19 protein-coding genes are annotated in these 20,819 nt (G+C 73.4%); 5 read left to right on the plus strand and 14 right to left on the minus strand.

What is annotated here, in order from left to right; translation table 11 throughout:
• Positions 1-102: 102 nt before the first annotated feature.
• Genes PV343_RS29875 through PV343_RS29885 form a run of 3 tightly spaced genes read right to left on the minus strand, consistent with a single transcriptional unit; the run spans position 103 to position 1,760 of the window.
• Positions 103-549, minus strand: a complete 447-nt coding sequence (locus PV343_RS29875; protein ID WP_319150148.1) for a cation-translocating P-type ATPase C-terminal domain-containing protein — start codon at positions 547-549, stop codon at positions 103-105.
• On the minus strand, positions 549-674 hold the full coding sequence (locus PV343_RS29880) for a hypothetical protein (protein ID WP_319150149.1): 126 nt from the start codon (positions 672-674) through the stop codon (positions 549-551). Before PV343_RS29880 ends, PV343_RS29875 begins: the two co-directional genes overlap by 1 nt.
• Before the next feature lie 39 nt (positions 675-713).
• Positions 714-1,760, minus strand: a complete 1,047-nt coding sequence (locus tag PV343_RS29885; protein WP_319150150.1) for a polyphosphate kinase 2 family protein — start codon at positions 1,758-1,760, stop codon at positions 714-716.
• A 248-nt stretch (positions 1,761-2,008) separates the two neighbouring features.
• On the opposite strand from PV343_RS29885, the gene PV343_RS29890 reads away from it, so the two are divergent.
• Both PV343_RS29890 and dmpI read left to right on the plus strand, forming a co-directional pair.
• Positions 2,009-2,875: a LysR family transcriptional regulator gene (locus PV343_RS29890; RefSeq protein ID WP_319150151.1), complete on the plus strand. Its 867-nt coding sequence runs from the start codon at positions 2,009-2,011 to the stop codon at positions 2,873-2,875.
• 113 nt (positions 2,876-2,988) lie between these two features.
• Positions 2,989-3,171, plus strand: a complete 183-nt coding sequence (dmpI, locus tag PV343_RS29895; protein ID WP_319150152.1) for a 4-oxalocrotonate tautomerase DmpI — start codon at positions 2,989-2,991, stop codon at positions 3,169-3,171.
• A gap of 99 nt (positions 3,172-3,270) precedes the next feature.
• Here the strand turns inward: dmpI and PV343_RS29900 are convergent, their stop codons facing one another.
• The 3 genes from PV343_RS29900 to PV343_RS29910 all read right to left on the minus strand — a co-directional run bounded on the left by PV343_RS29900 (position 3,271) and on the right by PV343_RS29910 (position 8,139).
• Positions 3,271-4,062, minus strand: a complete 792-nt coding sequence (locus PV343_RS29900; RefSeq protein WP_319150153.1) for a S1 family peptidase — start codon at positions 4,060-4,062, stop codon at positions 3,271-3,273.
• A gap of 204 nt (positions 4,063-4,266) precedes the next feature.
• Positions 4,267-7,113, minus strand: coding sequence for an ATP-binding protein (locus tag PV343_RS29905; RefSeq protein WP_319150154.1), 2,847 nt, complete (start codon positions 7,111-7,113; stop codon positions 4,267-4,269).
• A gap of 174 nt (positions 7,114-7,287) precedes the next feature.
• On the minus strand, positions 7,288-8,139 hold the full coding sequence (locus PV343_RS29910; RefSeq protein ID WP_319150155.1) for a helix-turn-helix transcriptional regulator: 852 nt from the start codon (positions 8,137-8,139) through the stop codon (positions 7,288-7,290).
• Positions 8,140-8,356: 217 nt separating this feature from the next.
• Here PV343_RS29910 and PV343_RS29915 point away from each other — a divergent pair, with 217 nt between their 5' ends.
• Both PV343_RS29915 and PV343_RS29920 read left to right on the plus strand, forming a co-directional pair.
• Positions 8,357-10,030 (plus strand): AMP-binding protein, encoded by a 1,674-nt coding sequence (locus PV343_RS29915; protein WP_319150156.1) that lies wholly within the window; start codon positions 8,357-8,359, stop codon positions 10,028-10,030.
• 32 nt (positions 10,031-10,062) lie between these two features.
• Positions 10,063-11,664, plus strand: a complete 1,602-nt coding sequence (locus PV343_RS29920; RefSeq protein WP_415923524.1) for an AMP-binding protein — start codon at positions 10,063-10,065, stop codon at positions 11,662-11,664.
• Between the two features lie 7 nt (positions 11,665-11,671).
• Here the strand turns inward: PV343_RS29920 and PV343_RS29925 are convergent, their stop codons facing one another.
• Complete coding sequence (locus PV343_RS29925; RefSeq protein ID WP_319150158.1) at positions 11,672-12,526, minus strand: hypothetical protein; 855 nt, start codon at positions 12,524-12,526, stop codon at positions 11,672-11,674.
• 217 nt (positions 12,527-12,743) lie between these two features.
• On the opposite strand from PV343_RS29925, the gene gcl reads away from it, so the two are divergent.
• Positions 12,744-14,531: a glyoxylate carboligase gene (gcl, locus tag PV343_RS29930; RefSeq protein ID WP_319150159.1), complete on the plus strand. Its 1,788-nt coding sequence runs from the start codon at positions 12,744-12,746 to the stop codon at positions 14,529-14,531.
• A 109-nt stretch (positions 14,532-14,640) separates the two neighbouring features.
• Here the strand turns inward: gcl and PV343_RS29935 are convergent, their stop codons facing one another.
• The 7 genes from PV343_RS29935 to PV343_RS29965 form a co-directional block, all read right to left on the minus strand.
• Positions 14,641-15,213 carry a TIGR04222 domain-containing membrane protein gene (locus PV343_RS29935; protein WP_319150160.1) on the minus strand — a complete coding sequence of 191 codons (573 nt, stop codon included), beginning with the start codon at positions 15,211-15,213 and terminating at the stop codon, positions 14,641-14,643.
• A gap of 159 nt (positions 15,214-15,372) precedes the next feature.
• Positions 15,373-15,606 (minus strand): hypothetical protein, encoded by a 234-nt coding sequence (locus PV343_RS29940; protein WP_319150161.1) that lies wholly within the window; start codon positions 15,604-15,606, stop codon positions 15,373-15,375.
• Between the two features lie 395 nt (positions 15,607-16,001).
• Positions 16,002-17,459, minus strand: a complete 1,458-nt coding sequence (locus PV343_RS29945; protein WP_319150162.1) for a catalase — start codon at positions 17,457-17,459, stop codon at positions 16,002-16,004.
• A 194-nt stretch (positions 17,460-17,653) separates the two neighbouring features.
• Positions 17,654-18,547: a 2-hydroxy-3-oxopropionate reductase gene (locus PV343_RS29950; RefSeq protein ID WP_319150163.1), complete on the minus strand. Its 894-nt coding sequence runs from the start codon at positions 18,545-18,547 to the stop codon at positions 17,654-17,656.
• A 28-nt stretch (positions 18,548-18,575) separates the two neighbouring features.
• Entirely contained in the window at positions 18,576-19,397 is an 822-nt protein-coding gene (locus PV343_RS29955) for a TIM barrel protein (protein WP_319150164.1), read from the minus strand.
• Between the two features lie 148 nt (positions 19,398-19,545).
• A complete protein-coding gene (locus PV343_RS29960) occupies positions 19,546-20,304 on the minus strand; it encodes a hypothetical protein (RefSeq protein WP_319150165.1) in 759 nt (252 codons plus the stop codon).
• A 34-nt stretch (positions 20,305-20,338) separates the two neighbouring features.
• Positions 20,339-20,812 (minus strand): hypothetical protein, encoded by a 474-nt coding sequence (locus PV343_RS29965; RefSeq protein WP_319150166.1) that lies wholly within the window; start codon positions 20,810-20,812, stop codon positions 20,339-20,341.
• Positions 20,813-20,819 lie beyond the last annotated feature (7 nt).

Consider the following 20,819-nt stretch of genomic DNA (forward strand, 5'->3'; position numbering starts at 1 on the left):
GTCCGCTCCTCCGAAGTCCCTGGAAGTCCCTGAACACCGTTGATCCGCAAGGGAATCTACGCCGCACCGGCCGCCGGGGTCCCCGGAGGGCCCGGGACCGGGTCAGCGGGCGTGCCGGGCCCGGCGGGCCAGGAGCCTGCCCAGTTCCCACAGGAACAGCAGGGCGACGGCGGACAGCAGGGGCCAGCCGAAGTGCCGGGCGTCGATCTCCGTCGTCCCCAGCAGGCGGCGGAAACCGTCCAGTTGGGTCACGAACACGGCGAGCGCGAACCGGGCCAGGGCCACCCGGTTCATCGGCCGGCTGTCGGACCTGGCCGGCGTGAGCACCGACTCCGTCTCGCTGCGGCATTCGAACGCGGCGACGATCAGGCAGAGCGCGAAGGCCGTGAAGGCGACCGACTGCCCGATCGCGACGCCGGCGAAGACGGCCTGGCCGAGCCTGATCATGCCGAGCAGCACGACGGTGATCGCCAGCCCGCCGGGCCCGACCGTCACCAGCACCGGCCGGGTGAGCACCGACTCCCCGCGCGGCCGGGGCCGACGGCGCATCAGCCCGGGGCCCGGTCGACTCCGAGCGCCGCCACGGCCTCGGGCGCGGGCAGCGCGTACCACGGCCGCCGCGCCACCTGTGAGGAGTCCGAGCCCCGCTCCGCCGAGTCCGGCCGCACCGTCATCGCGTTGCCTCCGGTCCGGGCGCTGCGGGCCCGGTCCTGTCAGCGCCGGCCGTGCTTCCCGCCGTGCTTCCCGCCACGCCGTCCGCCGTGCTTCCCGGCGTCCGTCCGCTTCGTCCCCTCCTGGCCGGCCGCCCCCGCCGTGTCCGCCCGCGCGTGCCGGGCCGCGTACGGATCGGCCGCGGCTCCCGCCGGGGCCTCCCGCTCCAGGTCCTCCCGGGCGGCGAGCAGTTCCCTGCGCGCCTCCTCGCCCACGTCCGGGTAGCGGGGGTCGATGTCCATCAGGGTGTGCGCGAGGACGGCGGACGTGCAGAGCCGCGCGACCCACTTGCGGTCCGCCGGCACCACGTACCAGGGGGCCCACTCCGTGCTGGTGGCCGAGAGCATCTCGGAGAAGGCCCGCTGGTACTCGTCCCAGTGGCGCCGCTCGCGGACGTCGGACGCGGAGAACTTCCAGTTCTTCTCCGGCAGGTCGATCCGCTTCAGGAAGCGGACGCGCTGCTCCTCCCTGGACAGGTTCAGGAAGACCTTGACCACCTTGAACCCGTTGTCCGTGAGGTAGTGCTCCCACTCGTTGATCTCGCGGTAACGCCGGTCCCAGACGCCCGGGCCGCGGGCCCGTTCCGGCAGCCGCTGCCGTACCAGGTTCTCCGGGTGCACCCGTACCACGAGGACCTCCTCGTAGTGCGAGCGGTTGAAGATGGCGATCTCGCCGCGCCGGGGCAGCCGCCGGGCGTAGCGCCACAGGTAGTCGTGGTCCAGTTCCTCGGCCGAGGGCACCTTGAAGCTGCTCACTCGCACGCCCTGCGGATTGACGCCGCTCATGACGTGCCGGATCGTCCCGTCCTTGCCCCCGGCGTCGAGCGCCTGGAGGCACAGCAGGACCCCGTAGGTGTCCTGCGCGGCCAGCCGTTCCTGGTACTCGGCCAGCAGCGCCACCCCGGACCGCAGCAGCTCCGCCGCGTCCCGTTTGCGCAGGCCCGCCTTCCAGGCCGGGTCGAAGTCCCGGGCGAGGTCCACCCGCGCGCCCGGGGCCACGCGCAGGGGCGCGATGAACTCCGCGACCCGTGCGGCTCTGTCGTCCGACACCACCGGTCAGCCCCTCTCCGGTCAGGGCGGCCGGGGGCCTGCCCACGACACCGCACCCGGCCGGCGGGCCTGGCGGTCGGCCCACACTCATTCTCGGCGCGCCCGGACAAGATCGCCTGTCGGGCCCCCGACCGCCCCACGGGGGGGATGAGCGGGCGGCCCGGGCATCGCCGCGCCGGGTGGGCCCGGGCGTCGCCGTTCCGCCATGGTCCGGCCACCCGGTCGGGTGAGCGCTCTACAGTCGGGGAATGGAACTGCGGCAGCTCACCTATTTCGTCGCCGTGGCCGAGGAGTTGCACTTCGGCCGGGCGGCCGGCCGGCTGCACATCGTGCAGTCCGCGGTCAGTCAGCAGATACAGCGCCTGGAACGGGAGCTGGGCGCCGAGCTGTTCGACCGCTCGCCGCGCCGGGTGCGGCTGACGGCCGCCGGTGAGCGGCTGCTGCCCGAGGCGCGGGCGGTGCTGACCGCGGCCGAGCGGGCCCGGGCGGCCGTGGCGCCGCCCGCCGGGCTGCGTATCGGCACCAGTACCGGCCTCGGCGCCCACCTGGACCGGGTGCTCGCCGCGTTCACCGCGCGGGAACCGGACGTACCGGTGGAGCTGTTCTCGCTGCCCGCCGGGGAACGGCTGGCCGGGGTCGCCGCCGGCCGGCTGGACGCCGCGTTCGTGCGGGCGGCCGAACCCCCGCCCGGCGTACGGGTGCGGCCCCTGTGGCCCGATCCGCTGGTGGCCGCCCTCCCGGCCACGCACCCGCTGGCCGCCCGGCCGGAGGTCGCGCTCGCCGACCTGGCCGGGCTGCCACTGGCCCTGACCCCACGCCGCAACAATCCCGCCCTGGTCGACCTGCTCCTCGGCGCCTGCCGGGCGGCCGGGTTCGAGCCGCGGCCGGGGCCCGTCGGCGGCTCCCTCCAGGACACCCTCGCCACCATCGGCTCCCGGCCGCTGTGGACGGTGGTGTTCGCCTCCCACGCGCGCGTGCTGCACACGCCCCGGGTCTCCTTCGTCCCCTTCGGCGCGCCCGGCCTCGCCCTGCCCACCGGACTGGCCGTCCCCGCCGCCGACCCCACGCCGCACCTGGAGCAACTGCTGCTGGCCTGCGGCGATCACGAAAGCTGATCGCCGCGGTCGCGATCTGCTTCTTGGCCGGCGCCCCGCCGCGCGGTGGACTGGTGGCACGGGCGACCACCCTCGGTCGCCGACCACCGGGGAAGACCACCAGGGAGTCAGTCATGCCGATCGTCACCATCCAGCAGGGCCCGCGCGACACCGAGCTCAAGCGCGACCTCGTCAAGCGGGTCACGGACGCCTTCGTGGACGCCTACGGGGTCCCGGCCGAGAGCGTGCAGGTGTGGATCCACGAGGTGCCGGCCGACAGCTGGGGCGCCGCCGGGAAACTCACCGCCGACCGGTAGCCGGGCAGGTGGAAAGGGGGGCGCTGCGGGCCGCTCGTGGTGGCTCGCAACGCCCCCCCGGCATCTACCTGAGGGGTGCTCAGGCGCGCTGCTCCCGGGTCAGGACCCGACCTGCGCGGTCACGAGGGCCGAGAAGGTGGTCAGCCGGGTGTACACACCCGGGTAACCGGCCTCCGCGCACCCCTCCCCCCAGGAAGTGATCCCTGCCAGGACGCCCCTGATGAGCAGGGGACCGCCGCTGTCGCCCTGGCAGGTGTCTACGCCGCCGGAGGTGTATCCGGCGCAAACCATGTCGGACTGGACGAAGTCCGAACCGTAGGAGCTCTTGCAGCTGGAGTCGGACACGACCGGGACGGTCGCGGTCCGCAGCTGGTTGGAGGAGCTGCCGTTCTCCGAGGTGGTGCCCCAGCCGAGGATCCGGGCGGTGGTGCCGGACGCGTACAGGCCGGTCTGGGACGGGGTGACGTACGACGCCGGCTTGTACGGCATCGACGTCGCGAGGGTCAGCACGGCCACGTCGTCGCCGTCCGTGGCGTCGCTGTAGTCCGGGTTCACCCAGATCTTGCTGACTTTGCTCACGGTGCCGTCGGTGCCGTTCAGGTTGGTCCGCCCGCCGACCACCCGGACACTGCTCGTCGTCTCGCCGACCATGCAGTGCGCGGCCGTCACGACCTTCCGGGCGGCGACCAGGGTGCCGCCGCAGAACTGGCTCCCGGACGCGTCGGTGATCTGCATCACGAAGGGGTACGCCGCGGTGGTGGTGGTCGTACCGCCCACGATGGGCTGGGGTGCGGCGGTCGCCGTGGGGGAGGCGACCAGCGCGGTCGCCGCGGCGGCGGCGGTGGCCACCAGGACCGCGGCGGCGGGTCTTGCACGTCTGGGCCCGAACATGAGTCTCCTCAGTGGGGTTGCCGGTGGGGGGTCGCACGGGTGTGGGGGTCGGTCACGGAAGTCGCGGGAGCGGACCCCGTATGCCCGGGCGAGCGGCACACCCCTTACGCTAGGACCCGCGACCTCCGTCCCCCAATGAGGGAAACCCCCTGGGGGGTGGGGGAGGGAAAACCCTCGGTCCGGCTCAGTTAACCTGGCGCGTCGTCACTTCGCGCGCCGCGCCGCCGCCAAACGGACGATGTCCACGCGCGAGCGGATGCCGAGCTTGCGGTAGACGCGGGTCAGGGTCGCCTCGACCGTCTTCACACTGACGAACAGCCGCCCGGCTATCTCCCGGTTGGTGGCGCCCTCCATCACCAGCGCGGCCACCTGACGCTCCATCGACGCGAGGCCCGCCAGCGCGTCCAGCGCGTCCGGGGTCCCGGGCACCGCCAGGGACGGCTCCGGTGCCTGCCCGGTGAGGGACTCCTCCACCTGGCGCAGCCACGGCAGCGCCCGGCAGCGCCGGAACAGCCGCGTGGCCTCGTCGTACGCCGCCGTCCTGCGGGGGCCGTTCTCGGTGTGCCGGGTGCGCAGCTGGGCCAGCGCGAACGCGGCCCTCGCCTCCTCCAGGCCGTAGCCGAGCTTGGCGAGCCGGTCCTGAGCGGACGTCAGCTGGGCCACGGCGCCGTCCTGGTCGCCGAGTGCCGCGCGGACCAGCGCCTGCGCCCGGTCCAGGACGGCGAGCACGCTCTCCCGGCCGAGCCGCAGGGCGTGCTCGCGGCTGGCGTCGATGACGTCCTGCGCCTCGGCCGGCTCACCGATGCGGACCAGTGCCTCGGCGAGGTCGCCGTGCCAGCGGCCGCGCGCCGGGTCGGTGATGCCGAGCCCCAGCTCCAGGCGGCGCACCCGGCGCAGCGACCGGACCGTGCCCGCCGGGTCCCCGGCCACCAGCTGGGCGTATCCGAGGGCGCCCAGGGCCCGGGACAGGTACATCTGGTCGCCGTCCTCCTCGGCGTGCTCCACCGCCTCCCGGGCGAGGGCCAGCGCGCGGTCCACGTCGCCGCCGGAGGCCTCCGCGAGCGAGGTGAGCATCGCCGAGGCGGTCTCGCCGATACCCGAGTCCCGGGCGAGGCGCAGGCTCTCGCGGGCCAGTTCCAGGGCCCGGCCGCAGTGCCCGGCCCGCAGCTCGGTCTCGGCCAGGCCGCGCAGGAAGTGCACCTCGCTCTCCACCGAGCCGCGCCGGCGTACCTCGCGCAGCAGCGCGGTGACCGTAGCGCGGGCCTCCACGAGCTGGTCGCCCATGACCAGCCAGCGGAACCGGGCGCTGCCCGCGCCGTTGTGGTGCCAGGTCACCCGCGGGTCCTGGGGCTCCTTCAGGGCGCGCTTGATGGTCCGGGGGGCCTCCGGGTGGCCCATCAGCGTCTCGGTCTGCGCCTGGAAGGCGAGGGCGAGCAGTTCGGTGCGCCGGTCGCCGCCGCGCTCGGCCAGCTCGGCGGCGTGCGCGGCCTCTTCGCGGGCCTCGGTGAAGTCGCCCTCCACGATCAGCCCCCGCCAGGCGAGCTGATAGTGGACGAGGGCCAGCAGCCGCGGGTCGTCGCCGGCGTCGGCCAGGGCCTGCGGGAAGACGGCGTCCACCTCGGCCATGGTGTGCCCGGCGGTGTCGATGACGATGATCCAGGCGCGTACCCGGTCCGCGGGCACGGTCGCCCGGGTCAGCACCTCGCGGGCGATGTCCCGGGCCAGGTCGACCTCGCCCGCGGTGATCGCGTCCTCGGCCGCCTGCAGCCGCCGGTCGTCGGGGCCGGGCACGCTGTCGGCGGGGGTGTGCCGGGCGGCCAGCAGCCCGAGCTGGGCGGCGACCGAGGGGGCGCCCCGGTCCCGGGCCAGGGCCGCGGCCTCGGCGAGCCGGGCGGCCACCTCGGGGTCGGTGCCGGTGGTGGCGAGGGCCAGGTGCCGGGCCCGTTCGATCGGGTCGGAGGCCGCGGTCGACAGCGCCGCGTGCGCGGCCCGCCGCTCCTGGGCGGGTGCCTCGGCGTAGAGCGCGGCGGAGATGAGCGGATGCGCGAACCGTACCGCCGACGGCGCCTCCTGCTCGGTGGACAGCAGGCCGAGTTCGGCGGCCTGGGCGCACTCGGCCTCGGCGTTGTCCCGGCCGGCCGCGTGCAGCAGGGCCAGGGTGGGGCGGGCGCCGGCGCTGGCCACCAGCAGGGTGCGGCGGGCCTCGACCGACAGCATGTCCAGGCGGCTGAGGACCAGGGCGCGCAGCGAGGTCGGCACCGGCAGCGGCTCGCCCGGCCGGGGCCGGGCGGTGCTCTCGGCGAGGGCGCGGCCCAGCTCCAGGGCGAACAGCGGGTTGCCGCCGCTGGTGCGGTGGATCTCGCGGACCGTGGAGCGGGGCAGGCCGCCGTGGCCCCGGTGGTCGAGGAGCTGGGCGACCTGGGCGCGGTTGAGCGGGCCGAGCCGGACGGCGACCGTGTCCGGCGGGCAGGCGCGCAGGTGGCGGGCGTACTCCTGGCTGTCCTGGCCCTCCGTGCGCACCGCGCACAGCAACTGCACCGGGGTGCCCTCGAGACGGCGGGCGGCGAAGCCGAGCAGTTCGGCGCTGGCCGGATCCAGCCACTGCAGATCGTCCGCGACGACCAGGACCGGACCCCGGGTGGCGAGTGCGCGCAGGGCGGAGAGCACCGCCAGGCGCAGCGCGAGGCCGTCGCGCAGCAGGCTGGACTCGCCGCGTCCGGTCAGCGCCGACTCCAGGGCGGTGCGCTGGGCGGCGGGCAGCCGCGGGGCGATGTCGTCGAGGACCAGGCCGAGCAGGTCGGCGAGGGCCAGGAACGGCAGGTGCGATTCGGACTCCGTCGCCGAGCAGCGCAGGACGGTGTGCGCGGTGGCCCCGTATTCGTCGGCCAATGCCCGCAGGACGGTCGATTTCCCAATTCCGGCGGCGCCGTGCAGCAGCACGCTGCCGCCCGAGGCGAGCTGGTCGCGCGCGGTGGCGAACAGGTCCTCGCGGCCGATGAGCAGGTCGGGGCGGCATCGGGCAGGCTCCTGGAAGTCCCGTCGCACGGTCACCGCTCCCCTCCTGTGTCGCGTACTGGCCAAATTCTAGGCAACGATCCATGAAATCCGGATGGAGGCCGTGGTGAGGGAAATAACAAACGGTCACGCATGGGAAAATTCAGAGCACCGTCGCATGAATGGGCAATTTCCTCACGGTCGCGGTCGGGGGGCCCGGCGCCCGCCCGCCTAGGGCAGCAGTCCGGCCCGGCGTGCCGCGGTCACCGCCTCCCCTCGTGTGTGCGCGCCCAGCTTCCGCATCGCCGAGCGCAGATAACCCTTCACCGTCTCCGGGCGCAGGCCGAGCCGCTCGCCCACGGCCGCGTTGGTGGCGCCCGCCGCCACCCAGGACAGCACGTCCAGCTCACGCGGCGCCAGGCTCGTTCCGGCGGCCGGGCGCGGCGCGGTCAGCAGGCCGCAGGCGGCGAGCAGCTCCGCCCGCAGCGCCGGATCGGCGATCCGCGGTGCCAGCGCGCGCAGCGCCGCGTGCGCCTCGCGCACCTGTTCCCAGCCGGCCGCCCCGTCCGCCCCGTCCGCCCTTTTCGAGCCCGCGGCCGGCTCCGGCCCGGCCGCGGCCAGCAGCCCCCGCACCTCGTCCCGGACCACCAGCGCCTGCTCCACGTCCCGCGCCGCCGCCACCGCCGCGTCCAGCGTGCGGTCGCCCAGCGGCTGGGCCGAGCGCAGCGCGCCGTACAGCACCCCGCGCACCCGCCGTCGCACCACGACCGGCACCGCGAGCACCGAGCGGATCCCCTCGACGGCCACCGGCACGTCGTACTCGTGGCTGATGTGCCGGGAACTGGGGTAGTCCATGACCGCGCACGGCCGGCCCAGCGCCACCGCCTTGCCGCCCAGCCCGTTGCCCGATGTCACCGCGAGCGAGCTGAGCGCCGCCGTCGCGGTGCCGCTCAGTTCGCTGATGCGGATCTGCCGCCTGCCGGACTCGACCAGGCCCCCGAAGGCGACGGGGAGTCCGGTGCCGCGCCGCAGCCGGGCCAGCGCACCACGTATCTCCACCGCCGCCACGGCCTCTGCTGCCACTTCATCGCTCCTTCGGCGCGGCTCCCGTGCTGCCCACACCCCCGTTTCGCGTGGCTCACACCCCCGTTCGGGGGTAGTGAGACCTGCATCACGGATTAGACGATGCCAGAGAGCCGCCCGGCAATGGTCGGGAACACCGGGAGTGAGCCCGCGGAAGCACACCGGCACCGTCCGGGACCCCGCCGGGGGCGAGCGACCAGACAGGCCTGGAGGAGAGATGACGACGGCGACCGAGCTGTTCCGCAGCGCTCGGGACTTCCTGCTGGAGCACCGCGAGGACTACGCGACGGCCTACGAGGGCTTCCGCTGGCCGCGGCCCGAGCACTTCAACTGGGCCCTGGACTGGTTCGACGTGATCGCCGCCGGCAACGACCGGACCGCGCTGCACATCGTCGAGGAGGACGGCACCGAGACCCGCCTCTCCTTCGCCGAGCTGGCCGAACGCTCCAACCGGGTCGCCAACCACCTGCGCGCGCGGGGCGTCGGCGCCGAGGACCGCGTCCTGGTCATGCTCGGCAACCAGGCCGAGCTGTGGGAGACCGCCCTGGCCGCGATGAAGCTGCGCGCGGTCGTCATCCCGGCCACCCCGCTGCTCGGCCCCGCCGACCTGCGGGACCGGGTGGAGCGGGGCCGGGTCAGGCACGTGCTGGTACGGGCCGAGGACACCGCGAAGTTCGCCGACGTGCCCGGCGCCTACACCCGGTTCTCGGTCGGCGGGCTGCCCGAGGAGGGCTGGGAGCCGTACGAGGACGCCTGCACCGCGTCCGCCGAGTTCGTGCCCGACGGCCCCACTCTGGCCGACGACCCGCTCATGCTGTACTTCACCTCCGGCACGACCGCCCGGCCCAAGCTGGTCGAGCAGACCCACACCTCGTACCCCATCGGGCACCTGGCCACCATGTTCTGGGTCGGCCTGAAACCCGGCGACGTGCACCTGAACATCTCCTCGCCCGGCTGGGCCAAGCACGCCTGGTCCAACCTGTTCGCGCCGTGGAACGCCGAGGCGACGGTCTTCATCCACAACTACACGCGCTTCGACGCGGCCCGCCTGATGTCCGAGATGGACCGGGCCCAGGTCACCACCTTCTGCGCGCCGCCGACGGTGTGGCGCATGCTCATCCAGGCGGACCTCGGGCAGCTGCGCGGCCGGCCCCGCGAGGTCGTGGCCGCGGGCGAACCGCTCAACCCCGAGGTCATCGAACAGGTGCGGCGCGCCTGGGGCGTCACCATCCGGGACGGCTTCGGGCAGACCGAGACCGCCGTCCAGGTCTCCAACAGCCCGGGCCAGCGGCTGAAGACCGGCTCCATGGGCCGGCCGAGCCCCGGCTACCGCGTCGAGCTCCTCGACCCGGTCTCCGGCGCGCCCGGCGCCGCCGAGGGGGAGATCGCCCTCGACCTGTCCGAGCGCCCGGTGGGCCTGATGGCCGGCTACCACGGCGACCCGGACCGCACGGCCGAGGCGATGGCCGGCGGCTACTACCGCACCGGTGACATCGCCGCCCGTGACGAGGACGGCTACCTGACCTACGTCGGGCGCGCCGACGACGTCTTCAAGGCGTCCGACTACAAGATCAGCCCGTTCGAGCTGGAGAGCGTGCTGCTGGAGCACCCGGCCGTCGCCGAGGCGGCCGTCGTGCCCGCGCCCGACGAGCTGCGGCTCGCCGTGCCGAAGGCGTACGTCGTCCTCGCCGAGGGCTGGGAGCCGGGCCCCGACACCGCCAAGGTCGTCTTCGAGCACTCCCGCGAGGTGCTGGCGCCCTACAAGCGCATCCGCCGCCTGGAGTTCGGGGCGCTGCCCAAGACCGTCTCCGGCAAGATCCGCCGCATCGAGCTGCGCGAGGCCACGGCCGCCGGCTCGGCCCACGAGTACCGCGAGGAGGACTTCCGGTGACCGCAGCGACCCCGCACGCCCCGTCGGCCCCGTTGTCGTCGTACACGCACGGCACGGGCGGCACCGCCCTGCTCGGCGACACCATCGGCGCCGACCTCGACCGGGCGGTGGCCGCCTGGCCCGGCCGCGAGGCCCTGGTCGAGGTCGCCACCGGCCGGCGCTGGACCTACGCGGAGTTCGCCGCCGACGTCGACCGGCTGGCCCGCGCCCTGCTCGCGAGCGGGATCGCCAAGGGCGACCGGGTGGGCATCTGGGCGGTCAACTGCGCCGAGTGGGTGCTCGTGCAGTACGCCACCGCGCGGGTGGGCGCCATCATGGTCAACATCAACCCGGCGTACCGCACCCACGAGGTGGAGTTCGTCCTCAACCAGGCCGGGATCTCCCTGCTGTTCGCCTCGCTCAGCCACAAGTCCAGCGACTACCGGGCGATGGTCGAGGCGGTCCGCGGCCGGTGCCCGCGGCTGACGGAGACCGTGTACATCGGGGACCCGGGCTGGGACGTGTTCACCGCGCGCGGCACGGAGGACCGGCGGGACGAACTCAAGGCCCGCGAGGCGTCGTTGTCCTGCGACGACCCCATCAACATCCAGTACACCTCGGGCACGACCGGCTTCCCCAAGGGCGCCACCCTCTCCCACCACAACATCCTCAACAACGGCTTCTTCGTCGGAGAGACGGTCGGCTACACGGAGCGGGACCGGATCTGCATCCCGGTGCCCTTCTACCACTGCTTCGGCATGGTCATGGGGAACCTGGCCGCCACCTCGCACGGCGCCTGCATGGTGATCCCGGCGCCGTCCTTCGAGCCGAAGGCCACCCTGGAGGCGGTGCAGCGGGAGCGGTGCACCTCCCTGTACGGCGTCCCCACCATGTTCATCGCGGAGCTGAACCTCCCCGGCTTCGACGGCTACGACCTCTCCACGCTGCGCACCGGGATCATGGCCGGCTCGCCCTGCCCGGTGGAGGTGATGAAGCGGGTCGTCGCCGAGATGCACATGGAGGAGGTCTCCATATGCTACGGCATGACGGAGACCTCCCCGGTCTCGCTGCAGACCCGCATGGACGACGATCTGGAGCACCGCACCGGCACGGTCGGCCGGGTGCTGCCGCACCTGGAGGTCAAGGTCGTCGACCCGGCCACCGGGGTCACCCGGCCGCGCGGCACGGCGGGGGAGCTGTGCACCCGCGGCTACAGCGTGATGCTCGGCTACTGGAACGAGCCGGAGAAGACCGCCGAGGCCGTGGACGCGGGCCGCTGGATGCACACCGGCGATCTCGCCGTGATGCGGGACGACGGGTACGTGGAGATCGTCGGCCGGATCAAGGACATGATCATCCGGGGCGGCGAGAACATCTACCCGCGCGAGATCGAGGAGTTCCTCTACGCCCACCCCAAGATCCGGGACGTCCAGGTCGTCGGGGTGCCGCACGAGACGTACGGCGAGGAGGTCCTCGCCTGTGTGATCCCGCGCGACGGGGCCGAGCCCCTGACCCTGGAGGAGCTGCGCGCCTTCTGCGAGGGCAGGCTCGCGCACTACAAGATCCCGAGCGCCCTGCGGCTCCTCGACGCCTTCCCGATGACGGTGTCCGGGAAGGTGCGCAAGATCGAGCTGCGGGAGGCGTACGGCTCCTGAGGCCCGGTCAGGCCGCGCCCGCCTCGGCCAGGGCGCGGCCCGGGCCGTTCACCGGGGCGGGGGTGCCGGTGAGGTCGAGGACGAACAAGGGGACGCCCAGCGTGTCGGCACACGCGCGGGCGTCCTCGTCGTATCCGGCGAGCGTGAAGTAGGCGCAGGCCGCCGACTCCGTCATGGCGTTCAGCCACAGGCACTCCACGTCCCGTGGGGCGGCGGGGCGCATCGCCGGGTCCACCTGGGCGACGAGGCCGTGCGCGGCCAGTCCGATGCCGGACGGGGGCCGCTGGTCGGCGCGCCGGATGCCCCGGTAGCCGAGCCAGCGCAGGTAGAGCGCCGTGGCCGTGACGGCGTCGCGGGCGGTACGGATGGTGACCGGCCGGAAGGGACCCCGGCGCGCGGGAGCGGGGGTGGACGCGGGCGCCGGAGCCGGCGGGGGAGCGGGAGCCGGGGGGAGAGCCGGAGCCGGAGGGGGAGCGGCGGGCTCCGGGCCGGGGAGGGCCGCCGGGGGCGCGTCGCTCACCGCGAGGCGCAGGACCGTGCCGCACGGGCAGCCCAGTTCGGGGTGCGGCCACTGGTTGCCGCGACCGCAGGCGGCGCAGCGCACCGTGACCCACTCCTCGTCCCAGGCGCGGTGCGCCAGGACGGCCGGTCCGGCGGCGCCGTCCAGCCGCACGGCGGTCGGCGCGCCGCACCGCACCGTGACCCACTCCTCGTCCCAGGCGCGGTGCGCCAGGACGGCCGGTCCGGCGGCGCCGTCCAGCCGCACGGCGGTCGGCGCGCCGCACGCGCACGGATAGGACGGCGCGGTGCAGACGTGCGCGCGCCGGCAGACCGGACAGCGCACCGGCACGCTCTCGGGCATGGCCCCTCCCGGGCGTCGCGTGGGGACGGCGGTCCCCATCGTCCTCCCGCCGCCCGCCTCCTGTCCGCCGCTTGCGCGGTCCGGCCGGCTCTTGACGGCATGCGCGCGCCCCCTTAAATTGCTTCCAGATAGTAGAAGTTGTTTTCCATAATGCGGAAGTGCTCACCGCGGGGCGCGCCGGGAGTACGCATCCGAGAAGCCGAAGCAGGAGTACTCGATGGCTCGTATGACCGCTGCCCGCGCGGCAGTTGAGATCCTCAAGCGCGAGGGCGTCACGGACGCCTTCGGGGTGCCGGGCGCGGCGATCAACCCGTTCTACAAGGCGCTCAAGGAGGGTGGCGGCATCCACCACACCCTCGCCCGCCACGTCGAGGGCGCCTCGCACATGGCCGAGGGGTACACCCGGACCACGCCGGGCAACATCGGCGTCTGCATCGGCACCTCGGGCCCGGCCGGCACCGACATGATCACCGGCCTCTACTCGGCCATCGGCGACTCGATCCCGATCCTGTGCATCACGGGCCAGGCGCCCACCCACGTGATCCACAAGGAGGACTTCCAGGCCGTCGACATCGCCTCGATCGCCAAGCCGGTGACCAAGATGGCGGTCACCGTCCTGGAGGCCGCGCAGGTCCCCGGTGTCTTCCAGCAGGCCTTCCACCTGATGCGCTCCGGCCGTCCCGGCCCGGTCCTGATCGACCTGCCGATCGACGTCCAGCAGACCGAGATCGAGTTCGACCCGGAGACGTACGAGCCGCTCCCGGTCTACCGGCCGGCCGCCACCCGCGCCCAGATCGAGAAGGCGATCTCCTTCCTGCTGGCCGCCGAGCGCCCGGTCATCGTCGCCGGCGGCGGCGTCATCGGCGCCGACGCCTGCGACCTGCTCGTCGAGTTCGCCGAGCTGACGCAGACCCCGGTGATCCCGACCCTGATGGGCTGGGGCGCGCTGCCCGACGACCACGAGCTGAACGCCGGCATGGTCGGCGTCCAGACCTCGCACCGCTACGGCAACGCCAACTTCCTGGAGTCGGACTGCGTCCTCGGCATCGGCAACCGCTGGGCCAACCGCCACACCGGCTACAAGCTCGACGTCTACCGCGGCGACCGGAAGTTCGTCCACGTCGACATCGAGCCCACCCAGATCGGCAGGATCTTCCCGCCGGACTACGGGGTCGTCTCCGACGCCAGGGCCGCGCTGGAGCTGTTCATCGAGGTCGCCCGGGAGCTCAAGGCCGAGGGGCGGCTGCCCGACCGCGCCGGCTGGGTCGCCTCCACCCAGGAGCGCAAGGCCACCCTGCTGCGCCGCACGCACTTCGACGACGTGCCGATGAAGCCGCAGCGCGTGTACGAGGAGATGAACAAGGCCTTCGGCCCGGACACCCGGTACGTCACCACCATCGGCCTCTCCCAGATCGCCGGCGCGCAGATGCTGCACGTCTACAAGCCGCGCCACTGGATCAACTGCGGCCAGGCCGGCCCGCTCGGCTGGACCGTCCCGGCCGCGATCGGCGTCGCCAAGGCCGACCCTGGCTCCCCGGTCGTCGCGCTCTCCGGCGACTACGACTTCCAGTTCATGATCGAGGAACTGGCGGTCGCCGCCCAGCACCGGATCCCCTACGTCCACGTGCTGGTGAACAACGCCTACCTGGGCCTGATCCGCCAGGCGCAGATCGGCCTGGACATCAACTTCCAGGTCAACCTGGAATTCGAGAACGTCAACACGCCCGAGATCGGCGTCTACGGCGTCGACCACGTCAAGGTCGCCGAGGGTCTGGGCTGCAAGGCGATCCGGGTCACCGACCCCGACCAGCTCGGCGCCGCGTTCGAGCAGGCCAAGAAGCTGGCCGCCGAGTACCGGGTGCCGGTCGTCGTCGAGGCGATCCTGGAACGGATCACCAACATCTCCATGAGCCGCACCATGGACATCAGCGACATCTCCGAGTTCGAGGACCTGGCCACCGAGCCCGGGCACGCGCCGACGTCGCTCAAGCCGCTGAAGGTCTGACCCGGCCCGGCCGGCACACACGAGGGGCGGCCCTTCCCGAGGGGGGAGGGGCCGCCCCTTCTTCGCGCCTCCGTCCCCCGTCGCTCCGGTGCGCCGGCCGCCCGCACCCTCACACCGTCCCGCAGGTGAAGCCGCCCCCGCCGCCCCCGCGCTCCCACGACGTGCGCAGCTCGCGCTCCGTCGTCCCGCCGCGGCCGGTCAGGCCCGCCTCGCGGGCGAAGTGGGGCGCGAGCAGGGTCAGCGCCCGGTCGCCGTGCAGGGCCACCAGCAGGACCCGGTCCCCGGCGGACAGGCCGTCCGGGGCGGCGGGCAGCGGGTGCCGGGCGCGCAGGTCCCGCAGGGCCCGCCGGCCGGCGCGGGTGCGGCCGGGCGGGAAGCGCCGCAGCAGACCCGCCCCCACGAGCTCGTCGCGCAGCGCGCCGAGCGCCTCGCGCACCGCGCGCCGGTCCAGCAACTGGCGCAGGCCCGCCGGGCGGTAGAGGCTCGCGTGCACCGCTTTCGCGAGCGCCGGCAGCGGTGTCCCGGAGGGCCGTCCCGAGGTGCGCATGATGCCGGGCCGCCCCGCCCGCACGGTGCCGCGCAGATGCAGGTCCAGCACGGTCGCCACCACCGCGGCCCGGGGGCCGCCGCGCAGCAGGGCCAGCGCGTGCGGCTCGGCGGGGACCCTTGTCGTACCACCCATGACACACCCCCGTGCGGGGTCCGCCGCCCCCGTGCCGGCGGGCCCCGCGTACCCGTGATGTGCCCACGGAGGGTGGCGGTCCAAGCCTGTACGGGCGTGTTCAGAGCTTGATTTGAGGATGCCGTAGGCCGGGTACGGCCGCTGCCGTACCCGGCCTGGTCACCCCTCGTGCTCCGACAGCCCGGGCCAGTCGTCCGGCCCGCCGCCCTGCCACTCGATGAGGTCGCTCTCCTCGACCTCGATCCGGTCCAGGTCGGCCAGGCGCAGGATCTCCACGACGTCGTCCAGGTGGGAGGCGAGTCCCAGGGTGACCTCCCCCTCGGTGACCCGCCGGGAGCCGTCGAGGGCCGGGGAGTGGACCACGATGTGCGGGTGCTGCGTCGGATGTCCCATGGATTCAGCGTGCTGCGGATACGGCCCCGGCGCACGCCGGGGCCGGACGGCACGAGAGCGCCCCCGGGACCGGGGGCGCTCTCGTGGTGGGGTGTGATGGCCGTCCGACGGCGCGAGGCTGGGCGCGACAGGACGTTCGCGCCGCCGGACGGAGCCGGGAGGGACCTCTGCCGAGGTCGTGGCTGGGGACCGCGGCGGAGGCGACGGAGCCGGGGACCCTTCCCTCTGGTCGAGAAGGGGACCCGGTTCCTTCACCACCGCACTGGCTCGCGCACCGCCGCGGTCCTCGCCCTGCCCGCTGTGCCGGCGATCACCCCTCATCCGGATCGCTCGGCGGCGGGTCGTTCACGTCCGGGGCCGGACCTCCCCGTCGGGTCCCGGACGCGGTCCGTGGGTCAGTCCTCGCGCAGGGCGCGGACCGCCTCCTCCACGCGCCGCCCGTACTCCGGGTCGGCGGCGTGGAAGTGGGCCAGGTTCTTCTCGATCACGTCGTCGCGGGAGACCTGCGAGAGGCCGCCGGCGATGTTCGCGACCAGGCGCTGCCGCTCCTCCTCGGACATCAGGCGGTACAGGTCGCCCGCCTGGACGAAGGGGTCGTCCTTGGTGTGCAGCGGGGCCTCGTGGGTGCCGGTGTGGCCCGTCACCGCCAACGGGGCGGACAGCGGGCGGCCGGTCTCCACCGGGCCGTCGTAGGAGTTCGGCTCGTAGTTCTTGGCGTACCGGCCCTGGGAGTTGACCGCCATCAGGCCGTCACGGCCGTAGTTCTGCGCGGTCGTCGCCTTCGGCGCGTTGACCGCCAGCAGGGTGTGGTTGACGCCGAGGCGGTAGCGGTGGGCGTCCGCGTAGGCGAACAGGCGTCCCTGGAGCATCTTGTCCGGGGACGGTCCGATGCCGGGGACGAAGTTGTTCGGGGCGAAGGCGGCCTGCTCGACCTCGGCGAACACGTTGTCCGGGTTGCGGTCGAGCACCAGCCGGCCGACCCGCTGGAGCGGGTAGTCCCGGTGCGACCACACCTTCGTCAGGTCGAACGGGTTGAAGCGGTAGTCCGCCGCCTCGGCCGCCGGCATGAGCTGCACGTACAGGGTCCAGGACGGGTGCACGCCGCGCTCGATGGCCTGCAGCAGGTCCGTCTGGTGGGAGTTGGGGTCCTTGCCCGCGAGCTCGGCGGCCTGCTCGCTGCTCAGGGAGCGGATTCCCTGGTTCGTCTTGAAGTGGTACTTGACGAAGAAGGCCTCGCCCTCGGCGTTCGTCCACTGGTAGGTGTGCGAGCCGTAGCCGTTCATGTGGCGGTACGACGCCGGGATGCCGCGGTCGCCCATCAGCCAGGTGACCTGGTGCGTGGCCTCGGGGGAGTGGGCCCAGAAGTCCCAGACGTTGTCCGGCTCCTGGCGGCCGGTGAACGGGTCGCGCTTCTGCGAGTGGATGAAGTCGGGGAACTTGATCGGGTCCTTGATGAAGAACACCGGGGTGTTGTTGCCGACGAGGTCGTAGTTGCCCTCCTCGGTGTAGAACTTCACCGCGAAGCCGCGCGGGTCGCGGACCGCGTCCGCGCCGCCGAGGGAGTCGGCGACCGTGGAGAAGCGCAGGAAGACCTCGGTGCGCTTGCCCACCCGGTTCAGGAAGTCGGCGTGGGTGAAGCCGGTGACGTCGTCCGTCACCTCGAAGTGGCCGTACGCGCCGGAGCCGCGGGCGTGCACCACACGCTCCGGGATCCGCTCGCGGTTGAAGCGCGCGAGCTTCTCCAGCAGGTGCTGGTCCTGGAGCAGGAGCGGACCGCCGACGCCGGCGGAGGCGGAGTTCTGGTTGTCGGCGACCGGGGCGCCGGACTCGGTGGTGAGCACGCGCTTCGACATCGTGGACCTTCCGTGCGGGTGTCAGCGGAAACCTGTTTCCGCTTCGTGGAGCCTAGAAGTGGGGCGATCCGGGCGTCAACAGTTTGTTGAACCGAATCCGTGGTTCGCGGGAGGTGATTCCGGGCCGCGGCGCCGCCTGGGCGCGACAGGACAGGTGTCGGCGGCGCCGCGGCCCGGAAGTCTCGGGGAGGGGCTCAGACCCGGGCGCCGGACAGCCGCTCCACGGCCCGCAGCAGGGCCGAGTGGTCGAGGCCGCCGTCGCCCTGCGCGCGCAGCGACGCCACGAGCTGGGCGACCACGGCGCCGACCGGCAGGGCGGCGCCGACGGTGCGGGCGGCGTCGGTGACGATGCCCATGTCCTTGTGGTGCAGGTCGATGCGGAAGCCGGGCTTGAAGTCGCGGTCGAGGAAGTTGTCCTTCTTGCGCGTGAGCACGGTCGAGCCCGCGAGACCGCCGTTGAGGACGTCCAGCGCGGCCTTCAGGTCCACGCCCGACTTCTCCAGGAAGACCACGGCCTCGGCGCACGCCTGGATGTTGACGGCCACGATGAGCTGGTTGGCCGCCTTCACGGTCTGGCCGGAGCCGTGCGGACCGCACAGCACGATCGTCCTGCCGAGGGCGTCGAAGATCGGCTTCGCCCGGTCGAAGTCGTCCTGCTCGCCGCCGACCATGATGGACAGCACGGCCTCGACGGCGCCGGCCTCACCGCCGGACACCGGGGCGTCCAGCACCCGGATGCCCTTGTCCCGGGCGGCCTTCGCGAGGTCGATCGAGGTCTGCGGGGTGATCGAGGACATGTCGATCAGCAGGGCGCCGGCCCTGGCGTTCTCCAGGATGCCGTCGGGGCCGTAGCAGATGGCCTCGACCTGCGGGGAGGCCGGGACCATGGTGATGACGACGTCCGCGTCCCGCACGGCCTCGGCGATCGAGCCGGCCGCGGTGCCGCCGGCGGCCGACAGGCGGTCCAGCTTGTCCTGCTCCAGCGTGAAGCCGGTGACGGTGTAGCCCGCCTTGATCAGGTTCTCCGACATGGGGGAACCCATGATGCCGAGGCCGATCCAGGCGATCGTGGGAAGCGTGCTGCTCATGATGATGGGGTGCCTTTCGGTACGGGGGTCAGCGGGGCAGCCAGTCGAAGGCCTCGGCGCTCGGGCGCTCGCCCGGCTTGTACTCGAGGCCGACCCAGCCGTCGTAACCCGCCTTCTTGAGCTGGTCGAGGAGGTCCTCCAGGGGCAGCGAACCGGTGCCCGGGGCGCCGCGGCCGGGGTTGTCGGCGATCTGGACGTGGCCCGTCCGCGCCGCGTACCGCTCGATCACCTGCGGCAGGTCCTCGCCGTTCATGGACAGGTGGTAGAGGTCCATGAGGAACTTCGCGTTGCCGAGGCCGGTCGCCGCGTTGACCTGGTCGACGACCTCGATCGCGGCCGGTGCCGACACCAGCGGGTAGAGCGGCGACTCGGGCCGGTTCAGCGCCTCGATCAGCAGGATCGCGCCGATCCGGTCGGCCGCCCGGGCCGCGAGGACCAGGTTCTCCAGGGCGAGCGCGTCCTGCTCCGCCGGGTCCACGCCCTCGACGCGGTTGCCGTACAGCGCGTTGAGCGCGGTGCAGCCGAGCGACCGGGCGAACTCCGCCGCGACGTCGATGTTGGCGCGGAACCGCTCCGACTCCGCGCCCGGCACCGACAGGGCGCCGCGGTCGGGGCCCGGCAGCCGCCCGGCGTAGAAGTTCAGCCCCGTGAGCCGGACGCCGGCGTCCTCGATCGCCTTCCTCAGGGCGTCGAGCTCCGCCTGCTCGGGGGTGGGGGAGTCGACCCAGGGCCACCACAGCTCGACCGCGGTGAAGCCCGCCGCGGCGGCGGCCGCGGGGCGCTCCAGGAGCGGGAGTTCCGTGAAGAGGATCGACAGGTTGACGTTGAAGCGCTGGTCCGCAAATCCCACGGGGGCGGCGCTCCCTTCCTGTATTCCATAATGCGGAAGTTCATTTCTGCTTACTGGAAGATTGCCCGTGAGGGGGGAGAACTGTCAAGAGAGCCCACGAAAAAGTGCCCCCGCGCCTATTGCGCGAGGGCACTGACCAAGGCCTGGCTCAGAGGGCGTCGACGCCGCTCACCTTCCAGCCGTCGGAGGTGCGCGTGAGCGTCATCCGCACCCGGTTCAGGTCCAGCCGGGGCCCGGAGACCCGGGTGCTCTCGGTGATCTGGTTGACGAAGAGCAGGACGACGGCCCTGTCCGGTGCGGCCGACACGACGGAGACCGCCGGGGCGCCGCCGTCGGCGGGCGTGGCCACGGTCGCCTTCACCACGCCGTGGTACTTCTTCGCGGTCGGCGCGACCACCGTCTTCGTGGTCTTGCCGTACTGGTCGCGGAAGTGGCCGGTCAGCAGGGCCCGGGCCCGGGTGAAGTCCCGTTCCAGGTGCCGGTAGTCGTACGACAGCACGACCGGCGCCGCCTTCCGCGCGGACGCGAGGGCCTCGCCGCGCGCCCGCTCCGCCTGCCGCCCCTCCCGGTACTGCCACCCGAGTACGGCGGCCACGACCAGGGCCGCCACGAGTACGGCGCCCAGCACCGCGGTGAGCACGTGCCGCCCGATCCGGCGCCGGGGCGCGCTCTCCTCGGGCTCCTCCTCGAACGGCGCGGGCTCCGGCGGGTCCTCCCAGCCGTCCGCCGGCGGCTCGATGAGCAGCGTGCGCCCGGACGGTGTCTCCTCTGCCGGACCGGCGGCACGGGCGTCGCGCTCGGGGCGCTCAGGCCGCCCGGCGCGCTTGGCCGCCGCGCGGGCGGCCGCGGTCATGGTGCGGCGGGCCGGGGAGGCGGTGCCGCGGGTTCGGGTGGTCGGGTTCGCCACGGTGTCTCTCCTCATTGATGGCCTCACCGGTGGTTCAGCCCACGAACGCGACGTCGGACGTCAGCCAGCGGCCGCCCACGCGCACGAGGTCGAGCTGGAGCCGGTAGGTGCGCGCCTCGCCCCCGGGCGCGGCGGTGTTGGTCACCTTGCTGTCGGCCACGACCAGGACCCGGGCCGAGTGCTCGTCGGACCGCACGATGCCCGCTTCCAGGACCTGCCCCTCGGACACCGACTTGTTCTGGGCGACGAGCTTCGTCAACTGCTCCGTCTGCGCGGCGAACTGCTTCTTGAAGCCGCCGGTGGCGCCCTTCAGCACGTTGCCGCTGTCCCGGTCGTAGTGCCGGTAGTCGAGCGAGGTGAAGTTCAGCGCCGACTGGCGCGCCGCCGCCAGGACGTCCTGACGGCGCTGCTCCGCTCCGCGCTGGTCGGACAGTTTCAGGCCCAGCCAGACGGACAGCACGGTCATCAGTACGGTCGCGGCGACGAGTCCCACCGACAGGGGTCCCATGCGCACC

This window comes from Streptomyces sp. WI03-4A, from assembly GCF_033792105.1.
In the GTDB taxonomy this organism is placed as follows: Bacteria; Actinomycetota; Actinomycetes; order Streptomycetales; family Streptomycetaceae; genus Streptomyces; species Streptomyces collinus_A.

Bases quoted from the DNA above. Each gene is read 5' to 3' on its own strand.
- PV343_RS29875 (WP_319150148.1), bottom strand. From the start codon at position 549: ATGCGCCGTCGGCCCCGGCCGCGCGGGGAGTCGGTGCTCACCCGGCCG.
- PV343_RS29880 (WP_319150149.1), bottom strand. From the start codon at position 674: ATGACGGTGCGGCCGGACTCGGCGGAGCGGGGCTCGGACTCCTCACAG.
- PV343_RS29890 (WP_319150151.1), top strand. From the start codon at position 2,009: ATGGAACTGCGGCAGCTCACCTATTTCGTCGCCGTGGCCGAGGAGTTG.
- dmpI (WP_319150152.1), top strand. From the start codon at position 2,989: ATGCCGATCGTCACCATCCAGCAGGGCCCGCGCGACACCGAGCTCAAG.
- PV343_RS29900 (WP_319150153.1), bottom strand. From the start codon at position 4,062: ATGTTCGGGCCCAGACGTGCAAGACCCGCCGCCGCGGTCCTGGTGGCC.
- PV343_RS29915 (WP_319150156.1), top strand. From the start codon at position 8,357: ATGACGACGGCGACCGAGCTGTTCCGCAGCGCTCGGGACTTCCTGCTG.
- PV343_RS29925 (WP_319150158.1), bottom strand. From the start codon at position 12,526: ATGCCCGAGAGCGTGCCGGTGCGCTGTCCGGTCTGCCGGCGCGCGCAC.
- gcl (WP_319150159.1), top strand. From the start codon at position 12,744: ATGGCTCGTATGACCGCTGCCCGCGCGGCAGTTGAGATCCTCAAGCGC.
- PV343_RS29935 (WP_319150160.1), bottom strand. From the start codon at position 15,213: ATGGGTGGTACGACAAGGGTCCCCGCCGAGCCGCACGCGCTGGCCCTG.
- PV343_RS29940 (WP_319150161.1), bottom strand. From the start codon at position 15,606: ATGGGACATCCGACGCAGCACCCGCACATCGTGGTCCACTCCCCGGCC.
- PV343_RS29945 (WP_319150162.1), bottom strand. From the start codon at position 17,459: ATGTCGAAGCGCGTGCTCACCACCGAGTCCGGCGCCCCGGTCGCCGAC.
- PV343_RS29950 (WP_319150163.1), bottom strand. From the start codon at position 18,547: ATGAGCAGCACGCTTCCCACGATCGCCTGGATCGGCCTCGGCATCATG.
- PV343_RS29965 (WP_319150166.1), bottom strand. From the start codon at position 20,812: ATGGGACCCCTGTCGGTGGGACTCGTCGCCGCGACCGTACTGATGACC.